Consider the following 14858-nt stretch of genomic DNA (forward strand, 5'->3'; position numbering starts at 1 on the left):
CTGCGGGCGAGGTCGGAGAGGGTGGGGTCTAGGGGGCCGGAGAGGAGGGCGGAGAGGAAGAGGGCCAGGTTGGTGCGCGCGGGTTTCCTGAGGGACCGGAAGACCGTGTAGACCCAGGTTGTGGTAGCCTGCAGGAGGGGGGTTTTGGTTCGCATACCTTACCAACCCCCCTCTTTATTTCCGCCTGTCAAGTCCCTACGGAACAAAGTGATGAGAGGTCAGGGACAGGAGGTATTGACAAAGTGGCCCGGCTGTGAAAAATTAACTGCAATCGTTGTCAAAAGCGGTCTATAGAAAGTTGCACTAGTCATTGCTAGGATTGTTCAAAACCCAGGCTTCTAGTCCGCCACAGCTTGGCAACGATTGCAGACTATGATCAAGATCGCCGATGTTGCTCGAGCCGCCCAGGTTTCCCCTTCCACCGTCTCCAGGGCCCTGACCAAGCCGGATTTGGTGGCCCCAGAGACCCGGGAACGGGTTTTGCAGGCTGCCCGTCAGCTCGGCTACCAGCCCAACAAGCTGGCCCGCGGGCTGCGCAAGCAGCAAAGCCGGCTGCTGGGCTTGATTGTGAGCGACATCCTGGCTCCTTTCCACGCCACCTTAGCCAAAGGCGTTCAGGATGCGGCCGAGAAGCACGGCTATATGGTTTTCCTCTTCAACTCCGATGAACAGCCGGAGAAGGAGGCCCGCTACCTGCAAGAGCTGCAAAGCCACTGGCCCGAAGGGTTGCTTATCGTCCCCACCGCCAAGACCCGGCAGCACCTGCGCAACCTGCGCAGCGCGGGAAGCATGCCCATCATAGAGCTGGACCGCACCAGCGGAACCCCCGGCGTCCACGCGGTGCTGGTGGAGAACGTCCTAGGGGCGCGAGAAGCGGTGGAACACCTGATCTCCTTGGGGCACCGCAGAATCGGAATGGTCACCGGGGAGCCGGTCATCACCACCGCTCAGGAGCGGCTCGAGGGCTACCGCCAGGCCCTGAAGGCCGCGGGTATTGCCCTTGACGAGAGGCTGGTGGCCAACGGCTACCACAAGGAGGAGGGCGGTTACGCGGCTACCCTGCAGCTCCTGCGGCTTCCCGCCCCCGAACGCCCCACCGCTTTGTTCGTAGGCAACAGCGAGATGGCGGCGGGGGCTGTTCAGGCCATTCGCGACCTGGGCTTGCGTATACCGGAGGACATCTCCTTGGTCTCCTTTGACGATACCCGCTGGGCCCAGCTCATGGAGCCGGCCCTTACCGTGGTGGCCCAGCCGGCCTACGAGATTGGCTACCTGGCCTGCGAGACCTTGGTCTCCTTACTGCGCCAGAAGGCTCCTGCCGAGGGGCGTATTCTTCGGCTCAAGACCCGGCTGCTCATCCGCCACTCCACTGCCAGGCCACGTGAGGACTGATATGCGCTTGTATCTGGATTCTGCCCGCCTCAGCGAGTTGGAACCCCTACTGGGCACCGGGGTTTTCTACGGGGTCACCACCAACCCCTTGCTCCTCCAGGAGGCGGGGCTGGGGGCGGCTGGGCTGCCGGGGTTCGCTCGAGCCGTTCTTCAAGCGGGGGCCAAGGAGGTTTACCTCCAGGCCTGGGGGGGTTCCGCTGAGGCCCTCTACCGCTGTGGGCTCTCTTTGGCTGGCCTGGATGGCCGGGTGGTGGTCAAGCTGCCGGCCACCTGGGAAGGCTTGGGTGCGGCTGGGCGGCTGGTCCTGGAGGGGGTGCGGGTCTGTATCACCGCCGCTTACCTGCCCCACCAGGCCCTCCTGGCCTCGGCGGTGGGCGCGGACTTTGTGGCCCCCTACCTGGGCCGGATTAACGACTCGGGCCAGGACGGCTATGCGGCCATCGGCAGGATGTCCGAGTCGCTGAGGGGGATTGGCTCTAAAACGGAGATTCTGGCCGCCTCGGTTCGTAGCGTTGCCGATGTGGTGGCCCTGGCCCAAAGGGGGGTGTGCCATATTACCCTGCCCCTGCAGGTTGCCCATCGGCTCTTCCAGGAACCCCTAACCCTGGAGGCGGCCCGCCAGTTTGAACAGGCCATGGAGGGAGCCAGCCTATGATGGTGGTGGCCGGTGAAGCCCTAATTGACCTCAAAGCCCTGAACCAGCGGGGCCAGCTTCTTTACAGCCCCCATCCGGGCGGCTCCCCCTACAACGTAGCCTTAGGCCTTGGGCGGCTGGGGGTGCCGGTGGCCTTCCTGGGGCGCTTCTCCACCGACGCTTTCGGCCAGCTTCTAAAAGCCCACCTAAAGCGCAGCAGGGTGGACCTTCGCTACACGGTGGAGGGCCCCGAACTCACCACCTTGGCCCTGGTGACCCCTGGGGCGCAGGGTGAGAGCTTCGCGTTTTACTGCCAGAACACCGCCGACACCCTGCTTAGGGTGGAGGACCTGCCGGAGGAACTGCCCCAGGGGGCCTGGCTGCACCTGGGCTCCATCTCCCTTTTGCTGAGGCCCACCGCGGATACCCTAGAGGCCTTGTTGGAGCGGGAGATGGGCCGTCGGCCCATCTCGCTTGATCCGAATGTGCGCCCCTTTCTCATCCCCGACAAATCTGCCTACGAGGAGCGGCTTCGGGGCTGGCTGGGCCGGGTGGACCTGGTCAAGGTCAGCCAAGCCGACCTAGCCTGGCTCTATCCTGGCCAGGGGCCCTTGGAAGTGGCCCGGGCGTGGCTGCGCCTGGGGCCGGCTTTGGTGGTGGTCACCTTGGGGGCCGAGGGGGCCTTGGCCCTTTTGGATGGAAAGGAGGTGCGGGTGGAGGCCCCCCGGGTAGAGGTGGTGGACACCGTGGGGGCCGGCGACGCCTTTATGGCCGGTCTTTTGGCTGGCCTGTACCGGGCCGGTGTGGCGAGCCGGCCGGCCCTTCTCGAGCTAGACCTCGAGCAGCTCTCGCGGCTGCTCGCCTTTGCTGCAAAAGTGGCGGCCCTGACCTGCACGCGGGCAGGGGCCGACCCACCTTGGCAGGAGGAGGTGAGATAAACCCAAGCCCGGCGGGGCCTCCGAGCCAGCGCGCCAACGATGGACCGAAGGGCCACGCCGGCCTTGGGAACCCCGCAGAATTTCGGAAGCGATTCGGCCTTAGGCAAATCTCTCCCCAGCGGAGGTAGCTCCATGATAAACAAATCCTTGAGGTGGTGGACCTTTTTGGTGCTTCTCCTCTCCTTTGCGCTGGCCCAGCAGGGCCGCTTCCAGGGGGTGAGCATCAACGTGCTCACCTTCACCGGTCCTCAGATCGCCGAGCCCCTGCGCCGTCACGCGGCGGCCTTTGAGCGGGCCACTGGGGCCCGGGTCAACGTGACCGTGGTGCCCTTCTCCGACCTCTACCAGCAGATTCTGACCGACGCCACTACCGGCACCAATAGCTACGATGCCTGGATTTTTGCCCCCCAGTGGATGGCCGACTTTGCCCCTGCGGGCATCATGGAAGACCTAACCGCCCGGGTGCGCGCGGACACCGCCATTCAGTGGAACGACATCGCGCCCTTCTTCCGGGAGTTCAGCGCCACGTACGGTGGGAAAATCCTCACCATTCCCCTGGACGGCGACTTCCAGATGGTCTACTACCGCACCGATGTGCTGCGCCAGCTCGGCCTGCAGCCGCCCCGTACCTGGGACGACTACCTCAACATCGCCCAGCGGGCCCACGGGCGGGACATGAACGGGGATGGCCGCCCGGATTTCGGTAGCTGCATCGCCAAGAAGCGCAACGCCCAGAGCTACTGGATGTTCATGAGCATCCTGGGGGGCTATGTGCAAAGCCAGGGAACCCGTCAAGGGGCCTTCTTTGACACCCGCAACATGCAACCCCTGGTCAAGAACCAGGCCTTTGCCGAGGCCCTCAGGGTCTACAAGGAAACCACCCGGTTTGGCCCTCCCGATGAGCTCAACCTGGATGTGGGGGACACCCGCGGGCTGTTCACCAGTGGGCGTTGTGCCCTCTCCATTGACTGGGGCGACATCGGGCCGCTCTCTATAGACCCCCAGACCTCCAAGGTCAAGGACCTGGTGGGGGCGGTCATCCTGCCTGGAAGCCGGCGGGTGCTGGACCGGAACACCGGCAACCTGGTGAACTGCACCCCGCAGCTCTGCCCCCATGCCATAAATGGGGTTAACCACGCCCCTTACGCGGCCTTTGGGGGGTGGTCGGGAGGCATCAACGCCAAGGTCTCCGCCCCCAAAAAGGATGTGGCCTATGCCCTCTTTAGCTACATGAGCCAGCCTGCGCAGGCCAACAAGGACGTGACCATTGGGATTACGGGGTTCAACCCCTACCGCATCTCCCAGTTCCGCGACATCCAAAACTGGGTGGCGGCGGGCTTTAGCGAGGCCGGCGCCCGCAACTACCTGGGGGCCATCCAGCAAAGCCTGAACAGCCCCAACATGGTGCTTGACCTGCGGATTCCTAAGGCGCAGCAGTACCAGCAGGTGGTGCTGGACCGGGTGCTCTCGGAGTACCTGGCCGGGCAGCTCACCATTGCCCAGGCCCAAGAGCAGATTCATAACGGCTGGGAGGAAATCACCAACGCCGAGGGCCGTCAGAAGCAGCTCCAGGCGTACCTGGCCTCCTTGGGCATCGGGGCTCGTTGAACGGATAGCGGCAAGGAGTCAGGAAGGCGCCCCACGGGGTTTTGCTGAGGAATACGCCCCCGTGGGGCCCTGGATAGGGAAGTTCGTATGGGAGAGCGTGTCCGATTGAAGGAAGCGACGCCCAGGCGGGAAGGGGTTTGGGTCAGGTTGGTGGCCTGGCTCGAGCGGCAGGCCTCGGCGTTCTTCCTGCTGCCCACCGTGTTGGTCATCCTGGCCTTTGTGCTCTTCCCCCTGGTGGGCTCGCTTTACAGCTCCCTCTCCCGCTTGCGCTTTAGCGACGGGGGGTTGGAGCTCAGCTTCGTGGGCTTGGCCAACTACCGGAAGGTGCTTTTGGGCAGCGAGCAGATTCACTTCCTGGGCCAGCCGGGGGCCATCGGCTGGGTGATGGGGGTGATGGGGCTTTTGGCCTTGGGTATTGGGGTGGTCATGTACCGCCGCTACCGGGCCGGAAGACCGGTCTGGACCTGGCTGGGCCAGCCGCTGCTGGGGGGCCTTCTGCTGCTGGGGTTCGCCTGGCTTTTCCTGAGCCGGCTGTGGCCTGGAACCCACATGGGAACCCTGCAGACCACGCTTTTTTACGTGTTGGTGGGTACGGCGCTGCAGTACCTGCTGGGCCTCGGGCTGGCCCTGCTTTGTGCCGAGCGGTTGCCGGGAACCCGGTTCTTCCGGGTACTTTTCATCCTACCGCTGGCCATCACCCCGATTGGGGTGGCCTATATGTTTCGGATGCTGACCGACACCGGAAAGGGCCCCTTGGTGCCGCTTTGGGAGGCGCTGGGTTGGGGGGGCTTTTTCTGGGTTAACGACCCCTGGGGGGCCCGCTTGGCGGTTCTGATTGGGGATGTCTGGCAGTGGACGCCTTTTGCCTTCATCGTGTTGCTGGCCGCGCTCCAGAGTGTGCCCCAGGAGCAGGTGGAGGCCGCCGCTGTGGACGGCGCCAGCCGGTGGCAGATTTTCCGCCACATCATCTTTCCCTACCTCCTTCCCGCTAGTGCGACCTTGGTGCTCATCCGGCTGATTGAGGGGTTCAAGATTGTGGACCTGCCCAACATCCTCACCAACGGCGGCCCGGGCACGGCCACCGAGTCCATCACCCTGCACGCCTACTTTGCCTGGCGCACTTTGGACATCGGTACCGCTGCGGCCTTGGGCTTTTTGCTGATGCTTCTGGTCAGCCTGGTGACGAGCCTGTACGCGGCCTGGGTGCTGCCCCGGGCCAGGGGGCAGGTATGAGGCGCCGTCGCTCCCCCCTGGCCCCCTCCCCCCTGCAGGTGGGGCTCAGCTATCTAGCTCTGGGGCTGGCCTCGGTCTTTGTGCTTTTCCCCCTGTACTGGCTGCTGATTACCTCCTTCAAGCTGCCCATAGACGTCAACAGCGGCCCCTTTTACCTACCCTGGGTGGACTTCAAGCCCAGCCTGCATGCCTGGGAGTACGTGCTGGGCACCTTGGGCCCAGACGTGCGCCGGGCCTACGCCAATACCGCGGTGGTGGCCCTCAGCAGCGCTCTGCTGGCCTTGTTCCTAGGCACCAGCGCAGCCTACGCCCTGACCCGCTTCCAGTACCGGCCCCGGGTGGGGGCGGTTGTGCTGTTCGTGGCCTGCTTGGGGTTTGTGGTGGCGTTGGTGGCCTTGGGGGTTCCCTGGCCGGCGGCGGTGGGGCTGGGGCTCGCGGTTTTTATCTTGGGGCTGCAAACCCTAGGGCGGCGTTTCCGCCGGCACCTGAGCAACGACGACATCGCCTTGTGGCTCATCTCCAACCGGATTCTGCCCCCGGTGGTGGTGGTGATCCCCATCTACCTGCTGTTCCAGCAGCTTGGTCTTTTGGACACCCGAACCGCCCTCATCATCAGCTACACCGTGATCAACGTGCCCATCGCGGTCTGGCTGATGCGGGACTACTTTCAGAACATCCCTCCAGACATAGAGGAGTGCGCCCAGATTGACGGGGCCAGCCGCTATCGCATCTTCTGGACGATTGTGCTCCCCCTGGCCGCACCGGGCTTGGTGGCGACCTTTCTGCTCTTGCTGGTGTTTTCCTGGAACGAGTATCTGCTGGCGCTGTTTTTGTCCAAGGCCAACAGCCAGACCATGCCCTTGATGGTGGCGGCCATGAGCGGAACCCGGGGTACGGAGTGGTGGTACATGTCGGTCATCATCATCCTGATGATTCTGCCGGTGGTGCTTCTGGCCTTGGTGCTCGAGCGGTACATTGAACGGGGCCTGATTGTGGGGGCGGTGAAGGGATGAAGCCCCGGCTGCGTGTGCTTGTGGTGGGCGGTCCGATGTACGACCGCCTCTACACGACCATCGGTCCCTTTGCCGAGCGTGAGCGGGTGGAGATTGAGCTGGTGCGGGCCCAGAACCACGCCGACCTGAACCGGCGGATAGCCGAGGGTTTTTCCCGAGGGGAGGGGTTTGATCTCCTCTCCACCCACTCCAAATTTGCCCCTTCGCAGAAGCAGTGGTTGCAGCCCCTGGACGGGTGGTTTGACCGGGAGGAGTTGGCGGTTTTTGACCCTAGAGCCCTGGAGTTGGCCCGGATTGAGGGGCAGCTTTATGGCCTGCCTCGGAACCTGGACGTGAAGCTCCTACACTACCGCACCGACCGCTTGGAAAGCCCTCCTGAAACCTGGGAGGCCCTGGTGGGGATGGCCCGGGCCCAGCGCCCCTATGGCTTTGTCTTTCCCGGGAAGGGCTCGGGCCTCTTCGGCCACTTTTTTGAGCTGTGCGGGAGCGCCGGCCACTACCTTTATGAGGCCGACCCCCCGCGGCCCCGGGCCCGCCACGAAGCCGCCCGGTGGGCCCTTTCGGTGTTGGCCGCTTTGTACCAGACCGCCCCCGCTGGCCTTACCGAGTGGGAGTTTGACGAGGTGACGGCCTGCTTCGCTGCTGGGAAGGCCAGCCTGACCACCGACTGGCCCGGCAGCTTCCACCGCTACCTGGAAAGCCCCATCCGCGACCGCCTGGGCCTAGCCCTCTACCCATCCGGACCGGTGCGGCGGGCCATCTACGCTGGAAGCCACACCTTCGCTTTGGCCGCGAAGACCGCCGATCGCCCGCTGGCCCTGGCCCTGTTGCGCCACCTGACCTCGAGGGAAGCCCAACTTCTGGAAGCCCGTCAGGGCACCTTCCCGGCCCGGCGCGATGCGCTGGCGGCCGCTCGAGCCGAGGCTCCGCCGGGGAGCCTAGCCGCCCAGCGCTGGGAGCTTTTGGAAGCGGCCCTACAGCACGCTTGCTTCCCCCCTAAGCACCCCCGCTACCCCCAGGTTGAAGGGGTGGTCTGGCAGAACCTGCGGGCCTTTCTTAGGGGGGAGCAGGACGCTGAGCGCACCTTGGAGCGGATAGACCTCGAGGGCCAGCGGGCCGCGGAGGCCGAGTTCTAAAGACAAAAGAGGCAAGTCATGCGCATCACCGAGCTTCAGACCCTTGACCTGCGATTCCCTACTTCGCTTTCGCTGGACGGCTCCGACGCCATGAACCCCGACCCCGACTACTCAGCGGCCTACGTTGTCCTGAAGACCGACGCTGGGTTGGAAGGGCACGGCCTGACCTTCACCATTGGCCGCGGGAACGATCTGGTCTGCGCGGCCATCCAGCTCCTTAGGCCCCAGGTGGTGGGCCATGCCCTGGCCGAGTTCACCGAGGACATGGGGGGCTTTTACCGCCACATCACCAGCGACTCCCAGCTCCGCTGGTTGGGGCCCGAGAAGGGCGTAATGCACCTGGCTACCGCAGCGGTTATCAACGCGGTTTGGGACCTTTGGGCCCGCTCCCAGGGAAAGCCCCTTTGGAAGCTGGTGGTGGATATGACCCCCGAGGAGCTGGTGCGCTGCGTGGATTTTCGTTACCTGACCGACGCCCTGACCCCGGAGGAAGCCCTAGAACACCTTCGGCGCATGGCCCCAGGTAAGCCGGAGCGGGAGGCCCAGCTCCTGCGGGAGGGGTACCCGGCCTACACCACCAGCGTGGGCTGGTTGGGCTATCCAGATGAGAAGATTCGGCGGCTGTGCCGACAGGCCCTCCACCAAGGGTTTACAGCCTTCAAGCTCAAGGTGGGGCGCAGCCTGGAGGACGATGTGCGGCGCTGCCGCATTGTGCGCGAGGAAATTGGCTGGGAGCGGCACCTGATGGTGGACGCCAACCAGGTTTGGGATGTGCCGCAGGCCTTGGCGTGGGTGCGCCAGCTCCTGCCCTACCGGCCGCTTTGGGTTGAGGAGCCGACCAGCCCCGACGACATCCTGGGCCACCTGGCCTTGCAAAAGGCCCTCCAGGGCAGCGGTACCCAGGTAGCCACCGGAGAGCACGTACAGAACCGGGTGGTCTTCAAGCAGCTTTTGCAGAGCGGGGCCATCGGCTTCTGCCAGATTGACGCGACCCGGGTGGGCGGGGTCAACGAGAACCTGGCCATCCTGCTCATGGCCGCCAAGTTCGGGGTGCCGGTCTGCCCCCACGCGGGAGGGGTGGGGCTGTGTGAGTATGTGCAGCACCTTTCTGCTATAGACTACATCGCCGTTTCCGGCGCTTTGGAAAACCGCTACCTGGAGTACGTGGACCACCTGCACGAGCACTTTGTGGAGCCGGTGGTCCTCCAGCAGGCCCGCTACCGGCTGCCCCAAAGGCCTGGCTACAGCGCCGAGATTTGGCCCGCCTCGCGCCAGGCCTACCGCTACCCGGATGGGGATTACTGGAAAAGCCGGCTAGGAGGTTAGCATGCCCAGCCCTCATGCCATCCAGCTTCACCCCAAGACCGGTCTGCGCTTTACCCGGCTGGGTCTGGGTACAGCCCCCCTAGGGGGTCTGTTCGCCCCAGTGGACGAGGCCCAGGCCCAGGCCACCCTGGAGGCCGCCTGGCAGGCTGGGCTGCGCTACTTTGACACTGCGCCCCAGTACGGCAACGGGGTGGCCGAACGGCGTACCGGGGCCTTTTTAGGGCAGAAGGCCCGGGAGGCCTTCCTCCTTTCCACCAAGGTGGGGCGGCTTCTGCGCCCAGGTCCGCTGCACCCCAGCCAGCTCGACCCCAGGGGCGAGCCCTACTTCAAGGGGGTGCCCCAGCTCGCCCAGGTCTACGACTACAGCTACCGGGGGGTTATGGTCTCCCTCGAGGAAAGCCTAGAGCGGTTGGGGATGAGCCAGGTGGATATTCTCTACATCCACGACCCCGACGCCGACAACCGCAGCGTGGTCGAGGTGATGGGGGGAGCTTACAAGGCCCTTCTCGAGCTGCGCCAGAAGGGGGTGGTGCGGGCCATCGGGGTAGGGATGAACCACACCGACTGGCTTTTGGAGTTCGCTCGAGCCGGCGACTTTGACCTGCTTTTGGTTGCCGGCCGCTACACCCTGCTGGAGCAAGGAGCCCTACGGGAGCTGCTCCCGCTTTGTGTCCAAAAGGGGATTGGGGTGGTGGTGGGAGGGGTTTACAACAGCGGCCTGCTGGCCAACCCGTCCCCCGGGACCACCTACAACTACACCACTGCCCCCCCAGAGCTCATTGAGCGGGCCCTGGCCCTGCAACGGGTCTGCGAGCGGCACGGGGTGCCCCTCAAGGCTGCGGCCATCCAGTTCCCACTGTGGCACCCGGCGGTGGTCTCGGTCCTCACCGGGGCCCGCTCAGACCGGGAGCTGGAGGAGAATGTGGCTATGTTTCAGACCCCAATACTCCCGGCTTTGTGGCAGGACCTGAAGGCCGGGGGGCTTTTGCCTATGGAGGTTCCCACACCGGAGGACTAAATGCAGCGCTTGAAAGGAAAGTTGGCCCTCGTCACTGCGGCTGGGCAGGGGATAGGCCGGGCCACGGCGGAACGCTTCATCGCCGAGGGGGCCGAGGTGGTGGCCACCGACCTGCACCCCGAGCTGTTGCGGGGCCTGGATTGCCGGCAGGCCCGTATGGACGTCTTGAACCGAGCGGAGATTGAAGCCCTGGTGGCCTTGCTACCCCGGGTGGACATCCTGTTCAACTGCGCGGGGTATGTGCACCACGGCACCATTCTGGAGTGCAGCGACGAGGACTGGGAGTTCAGCTTCAACCTGAACGTGCGCTCAATGTTCTGGACCATGCGGGCGGTCATCCCCAAGATGTTGGAGCAAGGAGGGGGCTCCATCATCAACATCTCCAGCGCGGCCTCCTCCATCAAGGGCGTGCCCAACCGCTTTGTCTACAGCGCCACCAAGGCCGCGGTGATCGGGATGACCAAGGCGGTGGCGGCGGACTACGTGACCCGGGGCATCCGGGCCAACGTCATCTGCCCAGGCACCGTGGACTCCCCTTCCTGGCGGGCCCGGGTGGTGGAACAGGCCCGCCGCACCGGGCAGAGCGAGGAGGAGGTCCGGCAGGCGTTCGTGGCCCGCCAGCCTATGGGCCGGGTGGGCCGGCCAGAGGAGGTGGCGGCCCTGGCCGCCTACCTGGCCTCCGATGAGGCGGCCTTTACCACCGGGGCGGTGCACCTCATTGACGGCGGCTGGGCGATGTGAGGGGGGAGGACATGAAGCTTGTGCGCTATGGTCCCAAAGGGAAGGAGAGGCCCGGGCTGCTGGATGCCGAGGGGCGCTTGCGTGACCTGTCGGGGGTGGTCCCTGACATCCAGGGGCCTGTTCTGAAGAGGCTCCTACCCCGCCTGACCCGGCTAAACCCCACGCGGCTGCCCTTGGTGCCGGGCCGGCCCCGGCTGGGGCCCTGTGTGGGTGGGGTGGGCAAGTTCGTTTGTATTGGCCTGAACTACAAGGACCACGCCGAGGAGACCGGTGCGGCTTACCCCAAGGAGCCGGTGGTTTTCCTCAAGGCCACCAGCGCCATATCCGGTCCTTACGACCCCATCGTGATCCCCCGGGGTTCTCAGAAGACCGATTGGGAGGTGGAGCTGGGGGTGGTCATCGGGCGCACCGCCCGCTACATCTCCGAGGCCGAGGCCCTGGAGTATGTGGCGGGCTATTGTGTGGTCAACGATGTTTCCGAGCGGGCTTTCCAGCTCGAGCGGGGTGGCCAGTGGGACAAGGGCAAGAGCTGCGACAGCTTTGGTCCCATAGGTCCCTACCTGGTGACCCGGGATGAGGTGCCCGATCCGCAGAACCTGCGGCTTTGGCTCGAGGTGGATGGCCGACGCTACCAAAACGGCCACACCCGTGAGATGATTTTTAGCGTGGCCCAGCTCGTGAGCTACGTCAGCCAGTTTATGAGCCTACACCCTGGGGACATCATCGCCACCGGTACTCCAGCGGGGGTAGGCCTGGGTCAGAAGCCCGAACCCGTCTACCTCCGGCCCGGCCAGGTGGTCCGCTTGGGGGTGGAGGGGCTGGGCGAGCAGCGGCACCGGGTGGTGGCGGAGGAGGATTAGACCTTGCGCTGGATTTGGCCTCTTTGGCTCCTCTTGGCTTCGGCCTGCGCCCCCGTGGTCCAGGTGCGCCCGGTGGAGGGGGTGTCCGGCCGGGTGCAGATTACCTTTGACCGCTGGGGGGTGCCGCACATTCGGGCCCAGTCGGACCTGGATGTGTTTTTTGCCCAGGGGTACGTGCACGCCCGCGACCGGCTTTTTCAGATGGAGCTGGGCCGCCGTGCTGCCCAGGGCCGGCTCGCGGAGGTGCTGGGGGCAGGCTTGGTGGAGCAGGACCGCTTCTTCCGCACCTGGGGCCTTTACCGCGCGGCGGAGGCCTCGCTGCCGTACCACTCGGATTTCGCCCGGCAGGCCCTGGAGGCCTACGCCGCGGGGGTCAACCGGTTCATCCAGGAAGGAGAGTTGCCCCTGCCCTTCCGCCTGCTGGGTTTTGCCCCCGAGCCCTGGAAGCCTGCCGACAGCCTGGCCTGGGGTAAGCTCCAGTCCTACGACCTGGGCCAGACCTGGCAGGACGAGATTGACAACCTGTACATCCTGAACAAGGTGGGCTGGGAGGGCTTTGAGGAGCTACGGGGCGGCTACCCGGAGGGCTGGCCCACGGTGCTACAGCCGGAGGACCTACGGGGGATGCGGGAGGAGGAAAAGGGGGTGGGGGCGCTGCCCTGGGGCCTGTGGGCTTCCTTGCAGGGAGTGAGCGAGCTTTCCGAGCGGCTTGTGCTGGCGGCTCGAGCCCTCGAGCAGGGCTCCAACAACTGGGTCTTGGCTGGGGGGCGCACCGCCACCGGCAAGCCCATGCTGGCCAACGACCCCCACCTGCGCTTGCAAAACCCCGCGCTTTGGTACCTGGTGGACCTGCAGGGCCCTACCTACCGGTCCATCGGGGCCAGCATCCCGGGGGTGCCGGGGGTAATCCTGGGCCGCAACGACCGGGTGGCCTGGGGGGCCACCAACGTGCGGCCCGATGTGATGGACCTGTTCGTGCTGGAGCTAGAGGGTTCGGCCTACCGCACCCGCTTGGGGCTGGTGCCCTTGCGACAGCGGCAGGAGGTTATCCGTGTGCGGGGGGGGGCGGATGTGGTCTTCACCGTGCGGGAGAGCGAGTATGGCCCCTTGATCTCCGACCTGGGGCCGGCCCTTCTGCGCTTCGGCCTTACCCCGGGGGTTCCCCTGGCCTCGGAGGGCCAGGCGGTGGCGGTGCGCTGGACGGGCCTGGACCCCGACGACACCACCCTGGACGCCTACTTGGGCATGAACCGGGCCACAAACGCCGCAGAGTTCCGCGAGGCCCTGCGCCGCTACGTGGCCCCTATGCAAAACTTCGTCTACGCTGATGTGGACGGGAACATCGGCTACATTGCGCCGGGGCGGGTGCCCTTGCGCAACTGGGATGGGCGTTTCCCGGCAAGGGGGTTTGACCACTACTGGAGGGGGTATGTTCCCTTTGAGCGGCTTCCCCAGGTGGTGAACCCGCGGGAGGGCTTCGTGGTCAGCGCCAACAACCGGGTCTTGCCCCACGGGGGGCCGGACATCTCCACCTACACCACCGAGGTTTTCCGGGCCCAGCGCATCCGTGAGCTGATTCAAGGCCAAGCTCGAGCCAGCCTGGAGGACATGGCCCGCTGGCAGGTGGATACCTACTCCCTCATTGCCCGGGAGATGCTCCCGGGGCTTTTGGCCCTGCGCCCGGCCAGCGAGGCTGCCCGCCGGCTGCAGGAGGCGGTGCGGAACTGGGACCTGCGGGCCGAGCTGGACTCGGTGGGGGCCACCGCCTTTGCTTTTTACTACCGGGAGGTTTCGCGGATGCTGGAGGATGAGCTGGGGGTGCGCTATCCTCCCGTTCCCTACACCTTTATCAAGACCCTGCGGGAGGATGGGCACTGGTGTGGGAACGCCGCTTTGGGCATCCGAAGTTGCGCCGAGTTTATGGCCCTGGCCCTGGAGCGGGCGGGGGCGGAGCTCGAGCGCAGGATGGGCCCTGACCCCAGCCGCTGGCAGTGGGGCCGGCTCCACCAGGCCAGCATCGCCTCTCCTCTGGCCTCGCTCCCCCTTATTGGGGGTCTTTACGCCCGCACCATACCCACCCCGGGCTCAATTCAGACCGTGAACGTGGCCAGCTACAACCAGGACACCTTCTTGCACACCTCTGGGGCCTCGTTGCGCACCCTGTTTGACCTGGCCGACCTGGACAACAGCCGGGTTATCTACCCCATGGGGCAGTCCTCCGATCCCTTTAGCCCGCACTACGACGATTTGCTGGAGCTTTGGCGGGACGGCCAGTACATTCCCTTGAGCACCCGCCCCTCCGACTGGGGGCGGAGCTGGACGCTCGAGCTTCGGCCCCAATGAGGGGGTTGCCATGGCCCGTGGGTACCAGGTCTTGGTGGTGGGCGCGGGCATTGTTGGTGCGGCCTGTGCCTACCGACTGGCCGAGCGGGGCCTCCGGGTAGGGGTGCTCGAGCGGGCCCCCGCCCCCGCGATGGGCTCCACCGGCAGGAGCGCGGCGGGGGTGCGGGTGCAGTTTACCGAGGCCATCAACGTCCTTTTATCCTGGCACTCAATTCTGGAATACCGCGAGATGCCTGAGGCGGTCTACCGGCCCCTTGGCTACATGTTTTTGGTGCCGGAAGGCCGCTGGGCGGCCCACATGGCGGGGGTGGACCTGCAGCGGAGCCTGGGGGTCCCGGTGGAGGTGTGGGGGCTGGAGGAGGCCCAGCGGCGGCTGGCGTTTGAGCCCCAGGCCCCTGGGCTGGAGCCCATTCGGGGAGCGACCTTTGGCCCTGCGGATGGCGTGGTGGACCCCCACGGCATCTGTTTGGAGTACCTGCAGCGGGCCCGGCGGCTGGGCGCGGAGGTGCATACCGGGGTGGAGCTTCTCTCGGCCCGCCGGGTGGAGGGGGTCTGGGAGGTGCGGACCCCCGGAGGGGTACTCCACGCCGAGGTCATCCTCAACGCCGCGGGGGCC

At 65.6% G+C, this 14858-nt stretch carries 13 protein-coding genes and 1 pseudogene; 13 read left to right on the forward strand and 1 reads right to left on the reverse strand.

Annotation, left to right across the window (positions count from 1 at the left end; genetic code table 11):
• Positions 1-155, reverse strand: a pseudogene (locus Mlute_RS16135) (IS4-like element ISTth2 family transposase); the annotation flags it as partial.
• Between the two features lie 217 nt (positions 156-372).
• Between Mlute_RS16135 and Mlute_RS10240 the strand changes: the two are divergent.
• The 13 genes from Mlute_RS10240 to Mlute_RS10300 form a co-directional block, all read left to right on the forward strand.
• A complete protein-coding gene (locus Mlute_RS10240; RefSeq protein WP_119360560.1) occupies positions 373-1392 on the forward strand; it encodes a LacI family DNA-binding transcriptional regulator in 1020 nt (339 codons plus the stop codon).
• A gap of 1 nt (position 1393) precedes the next feature.
• Positions 1394-2047: a transaldolase family protein gene (locus Mlute_RS10245; protein ID WP_119360561.1), complete on the forward strand. Its 654-nt coding sequence runs from the start codon at positions 1394-1396 to the stop codon at positions 2045-2047.
• Positions 2044-2964 carry a carbohydrate kinase family protein gene (locus Mlute_RS10250; protein WP_119360562.1) on the forward strand — a complete coding sequence of 307 codons (921 nt, stop codon included), beginning with the start codon at positions 2044-2046 and terminating at the stop codon, positions 2962-2964. Before Mlute_RS10245 ends, Mlute_RS10250 begins: the two co-directional genes overlap by 4 nt.
• A gap of 132 nt (positions 2965-3096) precedes the next feature.
• Positions 3097-4572: an ABC transporter substrate-binding protein gene (locus Mlute_RS10255; protein WP_119360563.1), complete on the forward strand. Its 1476-nt coding sequence runs from the start codon at positions 3097-3099 to the stop codon at positions 4570-4572.
• Between the two features lie 87 nt (positions 4573-4659).
• Complete coding sequence (locus tag Mlute_RS10260; protein ID WP_119360564.1) at positions 4660-5805, forward strand: carbohydrate ABC transporter permease; 1146 nt, start codon at positions 4660-4662, stop codon at positions 5803-5805.
• Positions 5802-6818, forward strand: coding sequence for a carbohydrate ABC transporter permease (locus Mlute_RS10265; RefSeq protein WP_220452075.1), 1017 nt, complete (start codon positions 5802-5804; stop codon positions 6816-6818). Before Mlute_RS10260 ends, Mlute_RS10265 begins: the two co-directional genes overlap by 4 nt.
• Positions 6815-7954: an extracellular solute-binding protein gene (locus Mlute_RS10270; RefSeq protein WP_119360565.1), complete on the forward strand. Its 1140-nt coding sequence runs from the start codon at positions 6815-6817 to the stop codon at positions 7952-7954. The genes Mlute_RS10265 and Mlute_RS10270 overlap by 4 nt, the downstream gene beginning before the upstream one ends.
• A gap of 18 nt (positions 7955-7972) precedes the next feature.
• Positions 7973-9280, forward strand: coding sequence for an L-fuconate dehydratase (locus Mlute_RS10275; RefSeq protein WP_119360566.1), 1308 nt, complete (start codon positions 7973-7975; stop codon positions 9278-9280).
• A gap of 1 nt (position 9281) precedes the next feature.
• Entirely contained in the window at positions 9282-10298 is a 1017-nt protein-coding gene (locus Mlute_RS10280; protein WP_119360567.1) for an aldo/keto reductase, read from the forward strand.
• A complete protein-coding gene (locus Mlute_RS10285; protein WP_119360568.1) occupies positions 10299-11039 on the forward strand; it encodes an SDR family oxidoreductase in 741 nt (246 codons plus the stop codon). It abuts the gene before it with no gap.
• Positions 11040-11050: 11 nt separating this feature from the next.
• Entirely contained in the window at positions 11051-11899 is an 849-nt protein-coding gene (locus tag Mlute_RS10290; RefSeq protein ID WP_119360569.1) for a fumarylacetoacetate hydrolase family protein, read from the forward strand.
• Between the two features lie 3 nt (positions 11900-11902).
• A complete protein-coding gene (locus Mlute_RS10295) occupies positions 11903-14242 on the forward strand; it encodes a penicillin acylase family protein (RefSeq protein WP_119360570.1) in 2340 nt (779 codons plus the stop codon).
• 10 nt (positions 14243-14252) lie between these two features.
• The coding region (locus Mlute_RS10300) for an FAD-dependent oxidoreductase (RefSeq protein ID WP_147371066.1) at positions 14253-14858 on the forward strand (606 nt) is incomplete at its 3' end.

Source organism: Meiothermus luteus (assembly GCF_003574085.1).
Lineage (GTDB): Bacteria > Deinococcota > Deinococci > Deinococcales > Thermaceae > Meiothermus > Meiothermus luteus.

What these genes read in the sequence shown, in the direction of transcription:
- Mlute_RS10260 (WP_119360564.1), top strand. Translation starts at nt 4,660, where the DNA reads ATGGGAGAGCGTGTCCGATTGAAGGAAGCGACGCCCAGGCGGGAAGGG.
- Mlute_RS10280 (WP_119360567.1), top strand. Translation starts at nt 9,282, where the DNA reads ATGCCCAGCCCTCATGCCATCCAGCTTCACCCCAAGACCGGTCTGCGC.
- Mlute_RS10270 (WP_119360565.1), top strand. Translation starts at nt 6,815, where the DNA reads ATGAAGCCCCGGCTGCGTGTGCTTGTGGTGGGCGGTCCGATGTACGAC.
- Mlute_RS10240 (WP_119360560.1), top strand. Translation starts at nt 373, where the DNA reads ATGATCAAGATCGCCGATGTTGCTCGAGCCGCCCAGGTTTCCCCTTCC.
- Mlute_RS10290 (WP_119360569.1), top strand. Translation starts at nt 11,051, where the DNA reads ATGAAGCTTGTGCGCTATGGTCCCAAAGGGAAGGAGAGGCCCGGGCTG.
- Mlute_RS10285 (WP_119360568.1), top strand. Translation starts at nt 10,299, where the DNA reads ATGCAGCGCTTGAAAGGAAAGTTGGCCCTCGTCACTGCGGCTGGGCAG.
- Mlute_RS10245 (WP_119360561.1), top strand. Translation starts at nt 1,394, where the DNA reads ATGCGCTTGTATCTGGATTCTGCCCGCCTCAGCGAGTTGGAACCCCTA.
- Mlute_RS10255 (WP_119360563.1), top strand. Translation starts at nt 3,097, where the DNA reads ATGATAAACAAATCCTTGAGGTGGTGGACCTTTTTGGTGCTTCTCCTC.
- Mlute_RS10265 (WP_220452075.1), top strand. Translation starts at nt 5,802, where the DNA reads ATGAGGCGCCGTCGCTCCCCCCTGGCCCCCTCCCCCCTGCAGGTGGGG.
- Mlute_RS10275 (WP_119360566.1), top strand. Translation starts at nt 7,973, where the DNA reads ATGCGCATCACCGAGCTTCAGACCCTTGACCTGCGATTCCCTACTTCG.
- Mlute_RS10250 (WP_119360562.1), top strand. Translation starts at nt 2,044, where the DNA reads ATGATGGTGGTGGCCGGTGAAGCCCTAATTGACCTCAAAGCCCTGAAC.